18 protein-coding genes and 1 pseudogene are annotated in these 16,649 nt (G+C 71.4%); 8 read left to right on the forward strand and 11 right to left on the reverse strand.

Annotated features, from left to right (window positions below):
- The first annotated feature begins 61 nt into the window (after window positions 1-61).
- The 3 genes from pheA to LCH29_RS27250 all read left to right on the forward strand — a co-directional run bounded on the left by pheA (window position 62) and on the right by LCH29_RS27250 (window position 3,625).
- The gene (gene pheA, locus LCH29_RS27240; RefSeq protein WP_446464357.1) at window positions 62-997 is read left to right on the forward strand and encodes a prephenate dehydratase; all 936 of its coding nucleotides are present in this window, start codon (window positions 62-64) and stop codon (window positions 995-997) included.
- A 544-nt stretch (window positions 998-1,541) separates the two neighbouring features.
- Window positions 1,542-2,819, forward strand: coding sequence for a serine--tRNA ligase (serS, locus tag LCH29_RS27245; RefSeq protein ID WP_446464358.1), 1,278 nt, complete (start codon window positions 1,542-1,544; stop codon window positions 2,817-2,819).
- Window positions 2,816-3,625: an HAD family hydrolase gene (locus tag LCH29_RS27250; protein WP_446464359.1), complete on the forward strand. Its 810-nt coding sequence runs from the start codon at window positions 2,816-2,818 to the stop codon at window positions 3,623-3,625. Before serS ends, LCH29_RS27250 begins: the two co-directional genes overlap by 4 nt.
- A gap of 101 nt (window positions 3,626-3,726) precedes the next feature.
- Here the strand turns inward: LCH29_RS27250 and LCH29_RS27255 are convergent, their stop codons facing one another.
- Both LCH29_RS27255 and LCH29_RS27260 read right to left on the reverse strand, forming a co-directional pair.
- Entirely contained in the window at window positions 3,727-4,179 is a 453-nt protein-coding gene (locus tag LCH29_RS27255; RefSeq protein ID WP_446464360.1) for a phospholipase, read from the reverse strand.
- A gap of 237 nt (window positions 4,180-4,416) precedes the next feature.
- A complete protein-coding gene (locus LCH29_RS27260; protein ID WP_446464361.1) occupies window positions 4,417-4,968 on the reverse strand; it encodes an Lrp/AsnC family transcriptional regulator in 552 nt (183 codons plus the stop codon).
- Window positions 4,969-5,016: 48 nt separating this feature from the next.
- On the opposite strand from LCH29_RS27260, the gene LCH29_RS27265 reads away from it, so the two are divergent.
- From LCH29_RS27265 to LCH29_RS27275, 3 genes are all read left to right on the forward strand, one after another.
- Window positions 5,017-5,403, forward strand: a complete 387-nt coding sequence (locus LCH29_RS27265) for a hypothetical protein (protein ID WP_446464362.1) — start codon at window positions 5,017-5,019, stop codon at window positions 5,401-5,403.
- A gap of 277 nt (window positions 5,404-5,680) precedes the next feature.
- Window positions 5,681-6,433 carry a hypothetical protein gene (locus tag LCH29_RS27270; protein WP_446464363.1) on the forward strand — a complete coding sequence of 251 codons (753 nt, stop codon included), beginning with the start codon at window positions 5,681-5,683 and terminating at the stop codon, window positions 6,431-6,433.
- A 137-nt stretch (window positions 6,434-6,570) separates the two neighbouring features.
- Window positions 6,571-6,795 (forward strand): hypothetical protein, encoded by a 225-nt coding sequence (locus tag LCH29_RS27275; RefSeq protein WP_446464364.1) that lies wholly within the window; start codon window positions 6,571-6,573, stop codon window positions 6,793-6,795.
- A gap of 15 nt (window positions 6,796-6,810) precedes the next feature.
- Here LCH29_RS27275 and LCH29_RS27280 read toward each other — a convergent pair whose 3' ends face one another.
- From LCH29_RS27280 to LCH29_RS27295, 4 genes are read right to left on the reverse strand one after another with little or no spacing between them, the layout of a single operon-like run.
- Window positions 6,811-7,536 carry an ABC transporter permease subunit gene (locus LCH29_RS27280; RefSeq protein ID WP_446464365.1) on the reverse strand — a complete coding sequence of 242 codons (726 nt, stop codon included), beginning with the start codon at window positions 7,534-7,536 and terminating at the stop codon, window positions 6,811-6,813.
- A 14-nt stretch (window positions 7,537-7,550) separates the two neighbouring features.
- On the reverse strand, window positions 7,551-8,477 hold the full coding sequence (locus tag LCH29_RS27285) for an ABC transporter ATP-binding protein (RefSeq protein WP_446464366.1): 927 nt from the start codon (window positions 8,475-8,477) through the stop codon (window positions 7,551-7,553).
- A complete protein-coding gene (locus LCH29_RS27290; protein ID WP_446464367.1) occupies window positions 8,474-9,376 on the reverse strand; it encodes an ABC transporter permease subunit in 903 nt (300 codons plus the stop codon). The genes LCH29_RS27285 and LCH29_RS27290 overlap by 4 nt, the downstream gene beginning before the upstream one ends.
- A complete protein-coding gene (locus tag LCH29_RS27295; RefSeq protein WP_446464368.1) occupies window positions 9,366-10,394 on the reverse strand; it encodes an ABC transporter ATP-binding protein in 1,029 nt (342 codons plus the stop codon). The genes LCH29_RS27290 and LCH29_RS27295 overlap by 11 nt, the downstream gene beginning before the upstream one ends.
- 112 nt (window positions 10,395-10,506) lie before the next feature.
- Here LCH29_RS27295 and LCH29_RS27300 point away from each other — a divergent pair.
- Window positions 10,507-11,424, forward strand: a pseudogene (locus tag LCH29_RS27300) (alpha/beta fold hydrolase); the annotation flags it as partial.
- 70 nt (window positions 11,425-11,494) lie between these two features.
- Here the strand turns inward: LCH29_RS27300 and LCH29_RS27305 are convergent.
- From LCH29_RS27305 to LCH29_RS27320, 4 genes are all read right to left on the reverse strand, one after another.
- Complete coding sequence (locus LCH29_RS27305; protein ID WP_179935433.1) at window positions 11,495-12,058, reverse strand: hypothetical protein; 564 nt, start codon at window positions 12,056-12,058, stop codon at window positions 11,495-11,497.
- Between the two features lie 128 nt (window positions 12,059-12,186).
- Window positions 12,187-12,777, reverse strand: a complete 591-nt coding sequence (gene pspAB / locus LCH29_RS27310) for a PspA-associated protein PspAB (protein WP_123100611.1) — start codon at window positions 12,775-12,777, stop codon at window positions 12,187-12,189.
- A gap of 6 nt (window positions 12,778-12,783) precedes the next feature.
- Entirely contained in the window at window positions 12,784-13,692 is a 909-nt protein-coding gene (gene htpX / locus LCH29_RS27315; RefSeq protein ID WP_446464369.1) for a zinc metalloprotease HtpX, read from the reverse strand.
- Window positions 13,693-13,811: 119 nt separating this feature from the next.
- A complete protein-coding gene (locus LCH29_RS27320; protein WP_446464370.1) occupies window positions 13,812-14,720 on the reverse strand; it encodes an LLM class flavin-dependent oxidoreductase in 909 nt (302 codons plus the stop codon).
- Between the two features lie 100 nt (window positions 14,721-14,820).
- Between LCH29_RS27320 and LCH29_RS27325 the strand changes: the two genes are divergently transcribed.
- Entirely contained in the window at window positions 14,821-15,702 is an 882-nt protein-coding gene (locus tag LCH29_RS27325; RefSeq protein WP_446464371.1) for a Cof-type HAD-IIB family hydrolase, read from the forward strand.
- A 70-nt stretch (window positions 15,703-15,772) separates the two neighbouring features.
- Here the strand turns inward: LCH29_RS27325 and LCH29_RS27330 are convergent, their stop codons facing one another.
- Window positions 15,773-16,603 carry a hypothetical protein gene (locus LCH29_RS27330; protein WP_446464372.1) on the reverse strand — a complete coding sequence of 277 codons (831 nt, stop codon included), beginning with the start codon at window positions 16,601-16,603 and terminating at the stop codon, window positions 15,773-15,775.
- Between the last annotated feature and the right edge of the window lie 46 nt (window positions 16,604-16,649).

The raw sequence follows: 16,649 nt of genomic DNA on the forward strand, positions 1-16,649 counted from the left end.
TCGCCCCCGGCCGCCGCTGGGTATCGTGGCGGCTCTCATACGATCACAGGGAGCCACCGTGATGTCGGCCAGTCACTACGTCTACCTCGGCCCCGAGGGCACCTTCACCGAGGCCGCGCTGCGGTCCCTGCCGGAGGCTGCCACGCGCGAGCTGGTCCCGATGGTCTCGGTGCCGGCGGCGCTGGACGCCGTGCGCAGCGGCGCCGCGGCGGCCGCCCTGGTGCCCATCGAGAACTCGGTCGAGGGCGGGGTCACCGCGACCCTCGACGAGCTGGCCACCGGCGAACCGCTGATGATCTACCGCGAGGTGCTGCTGCCGATCAGCTTCGCGCTGCTGGCGCGGCCGGGCACCACGCTCGCGGACGTCAAGACGGTGACCGGGCACCCGGTGTCCCAGCCGCAGGTCCGCAACTGGCTCGCGGCGAACCTGCCGGACGCCCTGTGGGAGTCGGCGGCCTCGAACGCGGACGGCGCGCGGCTGGTACAGGAGGGGCGCTACGACGCGGCGTTCGCGGGCGCGTTCGCGGGGCCGAAGTACGGCCTGGAGCCGCTGGTCACCGACATCCACGACGCGGAGAACGCGATGACCCGCTTCGTGCTGGCCGGGCGCCCGGCCCGGCCGGCCGCCCGGACCGGCGCGGACAAGACGTCCGTGGTGATCTGGCTCGGCGACGACCACCCGGGCGCGCTGCTGGAGCTGCTCCAGGAGTTCTCGGCGCGCGGCGTCAACATGATGCGGATCGAGTCGCGCCCGACCGGCGAGGGCATCGGCCGCTACTGCTTCTCGGTGGACTGTGAGGGGCACATCGCGGACCGGCGGGTGGGGTCGGCCCTGATGGGGCTGAAGCGGATCTGCCCGAAGGTGCGCTTCCTGGGGTCGTACCCGCGGGCGGGGGTGGAGGCGGCGGACCTGGCTCCGCTGCGCGCCGGCACCTCGGACGAGGCGTTCGCGGAGGCGACGGAGTGGCTGGCCCGCTGCCAGGACGGGCGGGGCTGAGCACGGGGCTTCGGGGCCCGTCAACCACGGGCCCGGACCGTCGTCGCCAAAAGTTATCCACAGGCTCGACTCCGCGCTGGGGACAAGTCGACAACACCAAACCGGCAATGTCGACACATCACCACAGTCACCTCATCGGCTCACAACACCGGACATTGTGCATCCGTCACCGCAATTCCAAAGATCCGCTCTTTGGAGTGAGGGATTCCTCTCTCAAAGAGTGTGTGAACGCGGTTCGATAGGGGAATCCATCGCCGAGCACTCGGCGGACCAAACGATCAACGCGACATCCACAGATCTCACACACAGGCTGTGGATAACCCAGCGGTATCCCAACAGGCCTGTGGACAACGAACCGCCAACTCGCCCCGCACACACGGGAAGCCAGTCATCTCTTTGCCCCTTTTCGGGGAATGCGCACGCATTCCTTGACGCCGGTCCCCACAGGAATTCCCAGGTTTTCCCACAGCCCTAAATAGGGGCAAAAAGGGGCACATCGGAATATCGCGTCGAGCCCCCGAGGTCACACCGGTAACCTGGGGGGGTGATTGACCTTCGCCTGCTCCGTGAGGACCCCGACCGTGTGCGCGCCTCCCAGCGCGCCCGTGGAGAAGACGTCGGCATCGTCGACGCGCTCCTGGCCGCCGACGAGCGGCGCAGGTCCTCCAGCGTCCGCTTCGACGAGCTGCGCTCCGAACAGAAGTCGCTCGGCAAGCTCGTCCCCAAGGCTTCCGGGGACGAGAAGGCCGAGCTCCTGAAGAAGGCGGGCGAGCTGTCCGCCGCGGTCAAGGCGGCCGACGCCGAGCAGGACGCGGCGGCCGAGGAGACCCAGACACTGCTGCGCCAACTGGGCAACCTCGTCCACCCGGACGTCCCCGTGGGCGGCGAGGACGACTTCACCGTCCTGGAGACCGTCGGCACCCCGCGCGACTTCGCGGCCGAGGGCATCGACCCCAAGGACCACCTGGAACTGGGCGAGCTGCTCGGCGCGATCGACACCGAGCGCGGCGCCAAGGTCTCCGGATCGCGCTTCTACTACCTCACCGGCGTCGGCGCGCTGCTGGAGCTCGCGCTGGTGAACGCGGCGATGGCGCAGGCCACCGCGGCGGGCTTCACCCCGGTGCTCACCCCGGCGCTGGTCAAGCCGAAGGCCATGGAGGGCACCGGCTTCCTGGGCCAGGCCGCGGAGGACGTCTACCACCTGGACAAGGACGACCTCTACCTGGTCGGCACCTCCGAGGTGCCGCTGGCCGCGTACCACATGGACGAGATCCTGGACGCGGAGCAGCTGCCCCGGCGCTACGCGGGCTTCTCCTCCTGCTTCCGCCGCGAGGCCGGGTCGTACGGCAAGGACACCCGGGGCATCTTCCGGGTGCACCAGTTCGACAAGGTCGAGATGTTCGTCTACACGACGCCGGAGGACGCCGAGGCCGAGCACCAGCGGCTGCTGGAGTGGGAGAAGCAGTGGCTGACCTCGCTGGAGCTGCCGTTCCGGGTGGTCGACCTGGCCTCGGGTGACCTGGGCTCGTCCGCGACGCGGAAGTTCGACTGCGAGGCGTGGATCCCGACCCAGAGCAAGTACCGCGAGCTGACCTCGACATCCAACACCACCGAGTTCCAGTCGCGGCGGCTGTCGATCCGGATGCGCGAGGGCAAGAAGGTGCGTCCGCTGGCGACGCTGAACGGCACGCTGTGCGCGGTCACCCGGACCATCGTCGCGATCCTGGAGAACCACCAGCAGGCCGACGGTTCGGTGCGGGTGCCCGAGGTGCTGCGGCCGTTCCTGGGCGGGCGCGAGGTCCTGGCACCGGTCGCCCGGTGAGCGCCGGGGACCTTCCGTATCGCCTGGTCGCGACGGATCTGGACGGGACGCTGCTGCGTCCCGACCACACCGTCTCGGCCCGCACCCGCGCCGCGCTCGCCGCAGCCACCGCGGCCGGTGCCGCCCATATCGTCGTCACCGGGCGGACCGTGCCGGTGGCCCGGCACATACTGGACGACCTCGGCTACGACGGGCTCGCGGTGTGCGGTCAGGGCGCGCAGCTCTACCACGCGGGCGAGCACCGGCTGCTGACCTCCGTCACGCTGGACCGCAAGGTGGCGATGCTGGCGCTGGAGAAGATCGCGGCGGAGACCGGTCCGCTGCTGCTGGCCGCGGCCCGCGACGGCCTCGACGGCCAAGTGCTGTTCGGCCCGGGATACCGGGTCGGGCACGGGGAGATGCCGGTCACCTCCTTCAGCGACCTGGACGAGGTGTGGTCCGCGCCCATCAGCAAGCTCTACATCCAGCACGCCCAGCTGGACGACGACGCGCTCGCGGACGCCGCGCGGATCGCCGCCGGGGGTCTGGTCGGGGTGACGATGGCGGGCGTGGGGCTGGTGGAGCTGCTGCCGCTGGGGCTGACGAAGGCCACGGGCCTCTCGCTGGCCGCCCGCAGGCTGAAGATGACGGCGGCGGACACCATCGCGTTCGGCGACATGCCCAACGACATCCCGATGTTCGGCTGGGCGGAGCACGGGGTCGCGATGGCCAACGCGCACGAAGAATTGAAGGGCGTCGCCGACGAGATCACCGCCTCCAATGAGGAGGACGGCATCGCCGTGGTGCTGGAGCGGCTCCTCGGCTGAGGCTTCGAGCGGATGCGGATGACGCGTGACGGACGGGCGGCCCGGGCTCATGGCGGGCCGCCCGTCGTCATGCGGTATCCGGCTCAGCCTCGGCTTCAGCCTCAGCCGAGGTTCTTCACGGCCTGGTAGTAGGTCCAGGCGGTGCCGTCGCAGGCGCTCTTCTTCGCGCCGGTGTAGGCGGCGCACACCCGCTTGAGGTCCTCGTAGAAGGCGCTGTCGATACGGGCCTTGTTGGCGTCGAAGATGCCGAGGGCCTTGTGGTTGCGGTACCCGAAGTCATGGCGGGCGCACGAGGTCTGGAAGGGGAAGCCGAAGGGGTTGTCGGGCGAGGTGCTGCAATAGTCGGTGGACCAGTCGAACGCGTACGCGGCCCACGCGGCCTGGTTGTTGCGGGCCGCGAGCCAGGCGTTGTAGCTGGCGGCACTGGTCTGGGTCCAGCTCGCGAGCACCTGTGTCTTGTCGGCGGGGACGGCGGCTTGGGCGGGAGCGGCCAGGGCGACGGTGGCGGCTGCGGTGACGGCGGTGGCGGCAAGACTCGTGGCAAGACGACGCATGTCGGTTCCCTCCGTTGGGTGGTGACGGCACCTCAAACCGCCGCGTGCGGCGCGGGTTACGGGGCGGTGTGAGGTGTCGCACATCCAGAGTTCGGCAGGTTCCTGACAAGCGTCAAGATCTGGACAGGCGTATGCATGAACAGAGTTCAACCAACGGAGATTCGGAGGTTCCTCCAAGGAGGAGGAGAGAACGGCCAGTTCAGGCAGGTAGTGAGGACGGCCGTTCCGTCGGCCGGTTCAGGAAGGAAGGCGCGACGGGTCGTGCGGCGTCGGGGGCAGCGGACCCGGCCCCTTGATCCGGCGGATGACCGGCGAGGTCTCCATGTGCCGCACGGCGGGCAGCGCGGCGATGCGCGTCGTCAGATAGGTGTACAGCGCGGAGACGTCCTCGCACACCACCGTCGCCATCAGGTTGCTGGGCCCCGTGGTCGCGCACGCGAACGCGACCTCGGAGTGATCCGCGAGCGCCTGCCCCGTGGCGGCCAGTTCGGAGGGCGGCACCGACAGCCAGAGCACGGTCGTCATGGTGAACCCGAAGATGCGCTGGCGCTGATCGACGTCGAAGTACAGCGTGCCGTCGGCGCGCAGCGCGGCGAGCCGACGGCGCACCGTCGACTGCGACCAGCCGGTGGCGGCGGCGAGCTCGGCCAGCGGCGCCCGACCGTCGCGCGCGAGGACCGCCAGCAGCTTCCGGTCCTCGGCGGTCAGGGGCCCGGCGGAGCCCGCGGAACCGGCGGAACGGTCCGGCTCGGGCACGGCGAGCCGCGCCACCTGCTCGGGGCTCAGCACACCGGACTCTCGGCGGCCCGCGGCGCCGCCCCGCCGGAGCGGGCGGGCATGGCCAGCGGCGCGGTGAACACCTTCCGCCAGCTGGGGTACGCGCTCGGCATCGCGGTCCTGGGCACGGTCTTCTCGGCCCGGGTCCGGGACGCGGTCACCGACAGCGGCGCCGTCCCGCCCCGGTCCTCCGCCCGGGCGGCCGACGCGATCTCCGGCGGCCACGCCGACGCCGTCATCGCCGCCGCCCCACCGGACCACGCCGCGGCGGCCCGCGCCCTGGTCCACGAGTCGTTCGCCGTCGGCCTCGACCGTATCTGCGTGATCTCCGGCATCACGGCCCTGGCGGCGGGCCTCCTCGTCCTCGCCGTCGTCCGCGGCCGCCCGAAGCCCCCGGCGCCGGAGCCCCACCCCGACCCGTCCCCGACCGAGCCGGTCGCGGCCTGAGCGCGACTCCGTCGTGTCGACGGCTCCGATGGCCGTCAACACGACGGAGTCGCGTAACCGTCCTGCGGTCGGATCGTTGTTCTAGATGACGCGTTATGCGCGGAGGCAACGCGGGCTTGAAGCCTCGGCCGGGCGACGGATCGACGGACAGCGATGTCACGGCGGTTGGGTCCGAATGAGGTAGGCAGCCTCCGCTCCTGGTCCCTGGATACGGGCGGCCATCACCCCTGGCTTGTGGGGCGCAACCACACCCGTATCCACACCGGAAGGCACACCCATGCCACCCGAGACCGCACTGCTGGAGTCGCGCGCGCTGCGCGACAGCGTGATCGAACGGACCGACGTCCTCGACAAGGTCAAGATCCTCACCATGCTCCCCGACGGGGTTCACGTCACCACACGAATCGTGGCGGCGTACTTCGAGGTTGGGGAAGAAGCCATCAAGAGTCTGGCCAAGCGACACCGGGAGGAGTTCCACAGCAACGGAATGCATACGCTCCGAGGCTCTGACCTGCAAGCCTTTGAAAGGTCCAACTTGGACCTTTCAGATGTGAGTTATCCACAGGGGCGCGCCCACCTCACGCTCTACCCCCGTCGCGCGGTGCTCAACGTCGCCATGCTGCTACGGGACAGCGATATCGCCAGGCGGGTACGGACGTATCTCCTCGATGTCGAGGGGCGCGCCCGGGCGGGGCAGGAGTCCGACCCGGCGCGGCCCCCGCTCGAACAGATCCTGACCGAGCGGCTGCTGGAGGGGCCGATCGGTACCCGGCTCGACGCCGTCGAATCGCGTCTGACCGATGTCGGTTCCGCGCTGCGGGAGCTGACCCCGTGGCTGGCCAGGATGTCGGCCCGGTTGGACGGCATGGACCGGCGGCTCGACGCGCACGGCCGGGTGATCTGCGCCATGAGCGAGCGGCTCTGCGACCTCGGCGAGGACATGAAGGAAGTCCGTCGTGATGTCGCTCGGCTCAAGACCGCCGTGGAGCCGGGGCGGGCAGTGAGGGGCAAGGGGCGGCGTCGGCGGTAGCCGCCCGAGCGGGGCGGCACCCGCCCGGCGGGTGCCGCCCCGCGTTCACAGCTCATCCGCAGGCGGCGGAGGGGAAGCGGACAAGCCCGGCCGTCACGCTCGCTGTCATCGGGTAACGGCGAGGATCGGAGGACGAGATGACCGGCAGGGACGTGACAGGAGCGCGGGCGTGGCGGCGGATGCTGCGGGCGCCGTGGATCGTGGCCGGTGCGGTCGCGACCGTACTGTTCGGCTCGTCCGCGACCGTGGCCTCGGCCCTCGACCAGGCCAATGCCGCCCCCGGACACACCGTGGCGGCGGTCGTTTCGACGACCGCCGCCACGGGAGAGACCGGCCGCTTCGTCAACCGCTGGCGGCCGTAGGTGCCTTGAGGGCGCTCACTCCTCCCCGGCGAGGGTGAGGGAGCGCATCTTGTGTCCGGCGTACCAGGTGGCGGCGCCGGTCACGGCGATCAGCAGGATCACGCCGGTCGTGAGGCCCACGTCCGAGGTGACCGCCTCGTCCGTGATCTTCTGGGCGATCGCCAGCGACCACTGCTGGACGCTGAGGGCCTTGGCCCCGGCCACCAGGCTGCCGAAGAAGGTTTCCCAGACCAGGGCGTAGACCAGGCCGAACACGACCGCGTGCCGGGTGATGGTGCCCAGCAGCAGGAAGATGGCGCTGTAGGCGACGGACGCCACGGCGGCGGCCACGGCGTAGCCGACCGCCAGGTTGTGCGCGTTGCCATTGAGGATGAAGCCCGCCAGCAGCGTCGGCACGGCGGAGAAGGCGACCGTGACGCCGATCGCGACGACCAGCTTGGTGACGATGATCGTGGGCCGCTTCACCGGCTTGGCCAGCAGATAGATGACCGAGCCGTCGTCGATCTCCGGGCCGATCGCCCCGGTCCCGGCGATCACGCCGATCAGCGGGACCATGGTGGCGATCGCGAAGCCGCCCAGCAGGGAATTGGCGGTGGCGTCGTCGACGCCGGTCAGCAGCCGTACGGCGAGCGAAATGACCACCAGCAGCGCGGGCAGCAGGAAGAGGATCATCGCGCGGCGGCGGCCGAGCAGCGCCCGGTAGGTGAGCCGGGCGACGGTGGGATGGTAGAGCGCGGACATCGCAGGGGCTCCTTTCAGGCCGCGACGAGGTAGGAGAACACGCTCTCCAGGGACTCGTCGGAGGGCGAGACCGTGAGGAGCCGGATGCCCTGTTCACGGGCCACACGGGGCAGCAGTTCGGTGAAGCGCGGGAAGTCGACGGCCTGGATGTGCAGTCCGCCGTCGGCGCCGTCGCTCGCGTCCACCTGGATGCCGGTGGTCGACGGGTCGGCGATGAGGGCGGCGGCGAGCGCGCGGTCGTCGCTGGACCGTACGAGATAGCGGTGCGGACGGTCCGTCATCAGCCGTCGGATCTTGCGGAAGTCGCCGGAGGCGGCGTGCCGTCCCGCGACGATCACCTCGATGTGCGCGGCCAGTTGCTCGACCTCCTCCAGGATGTGCGAGGAGAACAGCACCGTACGGCCCTCCGCGCCCATCCGCCGGAGCAGCTCCATCAGCTGCATCCGCTGGCGCGGGTCCATGCCGTTGAACGGCTCGTCGAGGAGCAGCACCGACGGCTCGTGGACCAGGGCGGAGGCCATCTTCACGCGCTGGCGCATGCCCTTGCTGTACGTGGAGATCTTGCGCGACCCGGCGTAGTCCATCTCGACGGTGTCGAGCGCCTTGCGGGCGGCGGCGCGGGGATCGGGCAGCCCGTGCAGCTCGGCGTTGGCGATGACGAACTCGCGGCCGGTGAGGAAGTCGTACATCCCCTCGCGCTCGGGGACGATGCCGATGTGGCGGTAGGCCTGCTCGTTGCGCCAGATCGCGGCGCCGTCGAGGGTGACGCTCCCGGTGGAGGGGGCCAGGAAGCCGCCCATCATGTTGATGAGGGTGGACTTGCCCGCGCCGTTGGGGCCGAGGAGCCCGGTGACCCCGGGGCCGATGGTCATGGTCACGTCGTTGACGGCCACGACGTTCCCGAACCAGCGCGAGACGTTGTCGATGGCGATCGTGGTCACAGCCCGACCTTTCGGTAGCGGCGCATCAGCAGCCCGAACGAGCCGGCGATCAGGCCGAGGAGGACGAGGACGTAGACGGCGCCGGGCCCGGCACCCGGGCCGAAGCCGCCGGGGAAGGAGGACTCGGCGCCGAGGAACGCCGTCTGCACCCCGTCGATGATCGTGATCGGCGAGAACAGCCCGAGCCAGCGCACCACGCCGGTGGAGTCCTGCGCGAACGCTATGGCCTGGACGGTGGACACCGCGCCGTAGGAGATGGTCAGGACGGCGATGACGGCGGCGACGCCGAAGCCGCGCCGCGGGGTGACCGCGGCGATGACCAGACTGAGGCCGGCGAAGAGGAGCGAGAGCAGACCCACGGAGACCAGTCCTTGCGCGAAGCCCTTCGTCTGGTCGGCGAAGTCGAGCTTGGCGAGCAGGGCCCCGGTGTACAGGATCACCAGGGGCGCGGCGGTGATCAGGAAGAGGGCGGAGGCCATGGCGCCGAACTTGGCCACCACGTAGTCCACCGTTTCGATGGGACGCGAGAAGTAGAGCGGGATCGTCTTGAAGCGCAGATCGCGCGAGACGGCCTGCGGCGCCTGGGCGGCGATGTAGAGGCCGATGACCGCCTGGAGCATGATCGCGTAACGGGTGTACTCGACCGGGAGCTCCTTGAGCTTGGTCGCGATGGCGACCGAGACGATGATCGCCGCGGGCACGCACATGACGGCGAACAGCAGCATCGGCGCGACCTTGGACTTCGCCGAGCGGCCGAGGCCGTAGGCGCCGCGCAGGCTCTGGGCGAAGAGCGAGCGGCGGGCGTAGGCGCGGCCGAGCCGGGGGCCCTCGTAGTGGCGGTAGCCGATGTTGTGAATGACGTCGGCGCGCTGTTGCTGGGGCACGGTCTCAGACGGCATCGACGGCACCTCCGTTTCCGTTGCCTTCGCTGTCGCTGTCGCTTCCGCTGTCGGAGCTGAAGATCTCCGCGATGCGGTGGCGGCGCTGTTCCATGCGGACCAGGCCGAGGCCGAGACCGGCGATGGTGTCCCGGACCGTGTCGTACGTCTCCTCGCCCGCGACGTCCACGAGCAGCAGATGGTCGGATGCGGGCGCCCCGTCCGCGCCGCGGCGCGCGGGCGAGGCGGTGAGCCCGGCCCGGCCGAGGGCGGCGCGCAGCGCGGCGGTGCCGTCCGGGTGCTCGTCGGTGTCGGTGACCTCGACCGCGAGGGAGGCCGTCACCTGGGTGAAGTCGCTGGTGGAGCTGGAGCGCAGCAGCTTGCCGCCGTCGATGACCACCACGTGGTCGCAGGTGCGCTCCAGTTCGCCGAGCAGGTGCGAGGTGACCAGCACCGAGATGCCGAAGTCCGTGTGGATGCGGCGGATCAGGCCGAGCATGTCGTCGCGGCCGACCGGGTCGAGGCCGTTCGTCGGCTCGTCCAGCAGGACCAGCTTCGGGTCGTGCACCAGCGCCTGGGCGAGCTTGACGCGCTGCTTCATACCGGTCGAGTAGCCGCCGATGGGGCGATATCGCTCCTCGTACAGCCCGACGTGGCGCAACGTGTCGGCGGTGCGCTCGCGGGCGGCGGACGGCGGCAGACCGGACATGCGCGCCATGTGGACGACGAACTCCGTCGCCGACACATCGGGCGGCAGACAGTCGTGCTCGGGCATGTAGCCCACGCTTTCGCGGATGGCACTGCCCTCGGTGGCCACGTCGAGGCCGAGGACGGCGGCGCGGCCCTCGCTGGCGGGGGACAGCCCGAGCAGGATCTTGATCAGAGTCGACTTGCCGGCACCGTTGGCACCCACCAGGCCGGTAACGCCCGGGGTGATGTCGACGGTCAGCCGGTCGAGCGCGGTGACCCTGGGGAACCGCTTGCTCAGGCTTTCGGTGGCGATCACAGTCACGTGTTCGACGGTAGTGGTGTGAGCCACAGTCCACGTCACCCCAGACGGCTGTATTTCCCTACTCCTCGGGTCTGACACGCCCGTAAGGGGAAGACCGGCCCTGGGACGGCGGACCCCGTCCACGGTAGGGGAGGACGGCATGACGGACGGGATGACGGGCGGGATCGCGGGAGCGGCCGAGCGCACGGTCGCTACGGACGGCGTGGAGCTGTGCGTCGCCGAACTGGGCGACCCGGCGCGGCCCACGGTCGTGCTGCTGCACGGCTATCCGGACAGCAAGGAGGTGTGGGCGGCGGTGGCGTCCGGGCTCGCCGCGCGCTGGGGCTTCCACGTCGTCCTGTACGACGTGCGCGGCTGCGGCCGCTCGACGGCCCCGGCGCCGCTGCGCGGCGGCTTCACCCTGGAGAAGCTGACCGATGACTTCCTGGCGGTGGCCGACGCCGTCAGCCCGGAGCGGCCGGTGCATCTCGTCGGCCATGACTGGGGGTCGGTGCAGGGGTGGGAGTTCGTCAGCGTGGGGCGCGCCGAGCGGCGGATCGCCTCGTTCACCTCGCTGTCCGGCCCGTCGCTGGACCACTTCGGGCACTGGATCAGGAGGCGGCTGACCCGGCCGACCCCGCGCCGGGCCGCCCAGCTCCTCGGCCAGTCCGCCCGGTCCTGGTACGTGACCGCGCTGCACCTGCCCAAGGTCCCCGAGGCGCTGTGGCGCGGCTGGTTCGGCAGGCACTGGCCCCGGCTGCTGGAGCGCATGGAGCGGGTGCCGAGCGACGGCTATCCGACCGCGTCGCTGCCGGATGACGCCGCCCACGGCGCCTGGCTGTACCGCGACAACATCCGGAGGCGGTTCCTCCGGCCCCGCGGCGACGCGTACGCCCATGCCCCGGTCCAGCTGATCGTCCCCACCCGGGACCCGTTCCTGTCGGTGCGGCTGTACGACGAGCTGGAGACCTGGGTGCCCCGGCTGACCCGGCGCACCCTGGCCGCCCGGCACGGAATGCCGCGCTCCCGGCCCGGTCAGCTCACCACCTGGATCGGCGAGTTCGTCACCTCGGTCGAGAGGGACGCGTCGGTCGAGAAGGGCGCCTGAGCCGGGAACGGAGCCGGGCGGGGAACGTAGCCGGGCGGGGTCACGCCCGGGCGGCGTCCGGGGCGAGACGGGCCCGGGCGCGCTCCGGGTAGCGAGCGGTGAACAGGGCGGGCAGGACGAACCCGGCGGCCTGCACCGCCAGCGGCACCCAGCTGTCCAGACCGGCGGCCACCGAGGCGGCCAGCGCCGCGGCGGTCAGAGTGAAGGCGACCGCCCAGACCGAGGAGATCACCACGTTGATCCGCCGGAACACCGCGGTGTGCCACACCTCGCGCGGCGCCTGCCGCCGGGCGATACCGGTGGTGAAGGGGTGCCCGATCACGAGCGTCGCCCAGGCGGTGACGGCCAGCCAGCCCATCGCCAGCCCGCCGCCGTAGTCCTTGAGGCCGCTGTCGGGGCGGGCGAAGGCCCAGGCGGTGAGCGCCGCGAAGAACAGGACCGTGCTGGCGTCCAGGATCAGGGCGTCCGCGGCCACCCCCTCCCTGCGGCACTGGATCAGCAGCCAGCCGCCGAGCACCAGCCCGGCCAGCGCGCCCCACTGCCAGCCCAGCATCGCCACGACGGAGAAGGCGATCCATGGAGCGAAGCCGCGCAGGTAACCCATGTCCGCTCCCCCTTGATCGCTCGGTCCCGGTGAACCCGCCGCCGTGCGGCTGTTACCGCGCGTGCCCCCGTCCGGCACGAGAAAACCCGGTGCCGTGGGCCCGCCACCTTCCCGGATGAGCGTGAGCGTCAGGTGTGGAGTCCGGGCGCGCCCCACACCGGGAACCACCGGCTCAGGTCCTGCTCGATCCGCAGATCGTCCCCGAGCAGCGCCCGCACCTGGAGTTCCAGCGCGTTGTCCCGCTTCTCGGCGGCGCCCGGCAGCGGTGCGAAGGGGTAGAACGTACCGCGCTTGTAGAGGTAGACGAGCGCGAGCGAGCGCCCCGCCGCCTCGTGGAACCCGAGCAGCGAGCACAGCAGTTGCGGGCCGAACCCCCCGTCCTGGAGCAGCGTGTTGACCGCGTGCAGGTCGTTCACCAGGGCCGCCACGTCGTCCGGCGGCTGCCGGGCCAGCAGCCAGGTGTAGCCGTAACCGTCCTGGCTGAACTCCACCGGCACCCCGCCCCGGTCGGTGTCCGCGTCCAGCAGTTCCCGTACGTCGCTCTGGAGGCGGCCGAAGGCGCCGCCCTCGACGCTGGCGAAGCAGACCGACCCGAGCCCCGTCGGAGTGAACCCCGCCCCCGCCTCCAGGGTGACCGCGGCCGACGGCAGCCCGAAGAGCTGGTCGAGGTCGGGCCGTACGGGCTTGCTGCGGCCGAGGATGACGTCGAGGAATCCCATGCGCCCTCAGCCCCTCCCCGGCCGGCCCAGCTGGGCGGAGATGCGCCCGAGCTGGTCGAGCCGCCGCTCCAGCGTCGGATGCGAGGACAGCAGCGTGCTGAGGCTCTGCCCGGAGAGCGCCGGGGCGAAGAAGAAGGCGTTGAACGGCTCGACCTTGCGCAGATCGCGGGTCGGGATGCGGGCCATCTGCCCGGTCACCTTGGTGAGCGCGGCGGCGAGCGCCGACGGGCGCCCGGTCAGCAGGGCACCGGCCCGGTCGGCGGACAGCTCGCGGTAGCGGGACAGCAGCCGGGTCAGCAGAAAGCTGATCGCGTACACCACGGCGCTGACCAGCGGGATCAGCAGGACCGCGATGCCTACGTTGTTGTTGCGGCTGCTGCGGGACAGCCCGCCCCACAGGGCGGCCCGGGTCATGATGCCCGCCAGCACGCCGAGGAACGAGGCGATGGTCATGACCGCCACATCGCGGTGCGCGACATGGGACAGCTCATGGGCGAGGACGCCTTCCAGCTCGTCCGGCTCCAGCCGCCGCAGCAGCCCCGTCGTCGCGCACACCAGCGCGTTCTTCTGGCTGCGGCCGGTCGCGAACGCGTTCGGCACATCGGTGTCGGCGATCGCCACCCGCGGCTTCGGCATGTCGGCCAGCGCGCACAGCCGGTCCACCGCGCCGTGCAGCTCGGGCGCCTGCTGCGGGGTGACCTCCCGGGCACCCATGCTGAACGCCGCGATCTTGTCGCTGAACCAGAACTGCGCGATGAACAGCCCGCCCGCGATGAGCAGGATCAGCGGCCAGGCACCGCGCAGCAGCGCGATCAGCACACCGACGAAGACCACGTAGAGCAGGCCGATGAGGAACATGGTCACGACCATGCGGGTGGTCAGCCCACGGTCAGGGACGTAGCGGGTATGCGGCATGGGTGCCTCCACAGTCACTGCGGCAGCGGGAGCCTCTCTACCCGATTCTGCTCCTCATTCCGGCCTTCGCGGCATCTGCGGCGCATGCGGCATAACGGAACCCGGTGTCCCCAGGGGTGTCAGAGGGCAGCCACCCGCTCCGCGCCCTCCGTGGCGATCTTCTCGAAGACCCCGGGGTCGGCTTCGAAGACCGAGTCGGCGATCGGCCAGTGCAGCACGATCTCGTCGATGCCCAGCCGCGCGTGCTCGCCCGCGAAGTCGACGAAGGCGTCCACCGAACTGAGCGGACGGGTCCCGTCCGGGGTGAAGCCGGTGAGCAGGATCTTGTCCGGCTCATCCGCCCGCCCGGCGTCGGCGCAGGCCTTGCCGAGCCGCTCGACCTGGCGGCCGATGGCGGCCAGCGAGTCGGCGGGCGTCCCCGTCTCGAAGAGCTTCGGATCGCCCGTGGTCACCCACGCCTGCCCGTACCGCGCCGCGAGCCGCATCCCGCGCGGGCCGGTGGCCGCGACCGCGAACGGCAGCCGGGGGCGCTGCACACAGCCGGGGATGTTGCGCACCTCGCGCGCGCTGTAGTGCTCACCCTCGTAACTCACCACGTCATGCGTCAGCAGCCGGTCGAGCAGGTCGACGAACTCGCCGAACCGGTCCGCCCGCTCCCGCGGCGTCCACGCCTCCTCCGCGCCGCGCAGCAGCGCCGTCGCGTCGAAGCCGGAACCGCCCGCGCCGATGCCGAGCGTGACGCGCCCGCCGGAGATGTCGTCCAGCGAGATCAGCTCCTTGGCGAGCGTCACGGGGTGCCGGAAGTTGGGAGAGGTGACCAGCGTGCCCAGCCGCAGCCGCGAGGTCGCCGCGGCGGCCGCCGTCAGCGTCGGCACCGCCCCGAACCAGGGCCCGTCACGGAAGCTGCGCCAGGAAAGGTGGTCGTAGGTGTACGCCGCGTGGAAACCCAGCTCCTCGGCGCGCTGCCATAGCTCCCTGCCGCCATCGGCCCAGCGGTCGACGGGCAGGATCACGGTGCTCACTCGCATGGCGTCGAGCCTAAGCGCTGCCTCTGACAGAGCCACGCGCGGTGGGGGCGGACCCCAGTCGAGCGCCCTTCCCTCACCGATGAGCGGCCCATACGGGAAGATGGGGGCCGTGACCCCAGCCATCGAGCAGCCCGAGAACCCGGCCCCTGACCGTTCCGCCTCCGCCACACCCCGCCCCCGGCTGATCGCCACCGACCTCGACGGCACCCTGCTGCGGGACGACAAGACGGTCTCGGACCGCACCGTCGCGGCCCTCGCCGCGGCCGAGCGGGCGGGCATCGAGGTGTTCTTCGTCACCGGCCGCCCGGCCCGCTGGATGGACGTCGTCAGCGCCCATGTGCACGGACACGGCCTGGCGATCTGCGCGAACGGCGCCGCCGTGGTCGACCTGCACCAGGGCGGGCTGCTGGTCGAGGTCCGCCCGCTGGCCGCCGGCCGGGCGCTGGCCGTCGTGGAGGCGCTGCGCCGGGCCGCCCCCGGCACGTCCTTCGCGGTCGAGCGCAGCGGCGGCATCTTCTACGAGGCGGAGTACCCGCCCTTCCACCTCGACCCGGGCGCGATCATCGCCCCCGCCGAGAAGCTGCTCGACGACGGCTTCCCGCACGCCGACACCCCCGTCCTCAAGCTGCTCGCCCACCACAAGGAGCTGGCGCCCGACGCCTTCCTCCAGCTGGCCCGCACCGCCGCGGGCGAGCACGGCGCCTTCACCCGCTCCAGCCCGTCCGCCCTGCTGGAGGTCAGCGGGCCGGGGGTCTCCAAAGCGTCCACCCTGGCCATGTGCTGCGAGGAGCGCGGCATCGCCGCGGAGGAGGTCGTGGCGTTCGGCGACATGCCCAACGACCTGGAGATGCTGACCTGGGCGGGCACCTCGTACGCCATGGCCAACGCCCACCCGGAGGTGCTCGCCGCGACCACGCACCGCACCGGCGCCAACACCGAGGACGGCGTCGCCGCCGTCATCGAACGGATCCTCGCCGGATAGCCGGACGACGACACGGAACCGCCCCCGGCCGCGGTGTCCGGGGGCGGTTCCGTGTCCGACCGGGGTCGGCTTACCAGAAGATGACGGCGTACCCGTTGCCGCCCGCGGTGCCGTTGTCGCCCGCGTCGCCCGGAGCGCTGCCGCCGGGAGCGCCGCCACTGCCGCCGTCACCGCCCGCGCCGGTGTTCGTCAGCGGAAGCCCCACGATGCCGTCGACCGCGTCGCCACCCTCGCCGCCGTCGCCGCCGGACTCGCCGTTCTCACCGGTCCGGTTGACCGTGTAGATGCTGTTGCAGGCGCCGGTGCCCCCCGCGCCGCCGGTGCCGCCGGCGCCCGCGGTGGTCGTGCCGGCGCCACCGCCGCCACCACCGATGCCGCCGCCGGCGATGAGCTGGGGACCGAGGATGGAGGCCAGGCTCGTCGGGCCGCCGTTACCACCGGCCGTACCCCCGGTGCCGGTCGTGGTGCCACCGGGACCACCGGGACCAAAGGTGCCACCGGTCCCCAAGTCCACCGTGTAGGTGGCGAACGGCACGACCGGGATGACACACCAGGTGAAGCCGCCGGCCCCGCCGCCACCGCCGGGGCCACCCGCGGCGGCGCTGCTCGCGCCGCCACCGCCGCCGCCACCACCGCCCGCGCCCCATGCCTGGACATGCACCGAGGTGACCCCCGGGGGCGGCGTGAAGGTGCCGTCCGCGGTGAACTCCTGCACCCCGTGGATGATGGTCGGCGGCTTCGGCGGCTTGGGGTGCCCGCCACCAGTCATCGTGGTGTCATCCGCCTGGACGGGCGCCATGGTCAGCAGCTGGATGGAAACGGCCGCCGCGGTCGCGACGGAGGCGAAGAAGACCGGGCGGCGCGTCCGGGAACGCTGAGGAGTAGGACTCTGGCTGTTCACGTCATGACTTCCTTCCCCGCAGGAAATGTCGCGGAGTGCGAAGGGA

Source organism: Streptomyces sp. BRA346, assembly GCF_052851135.1.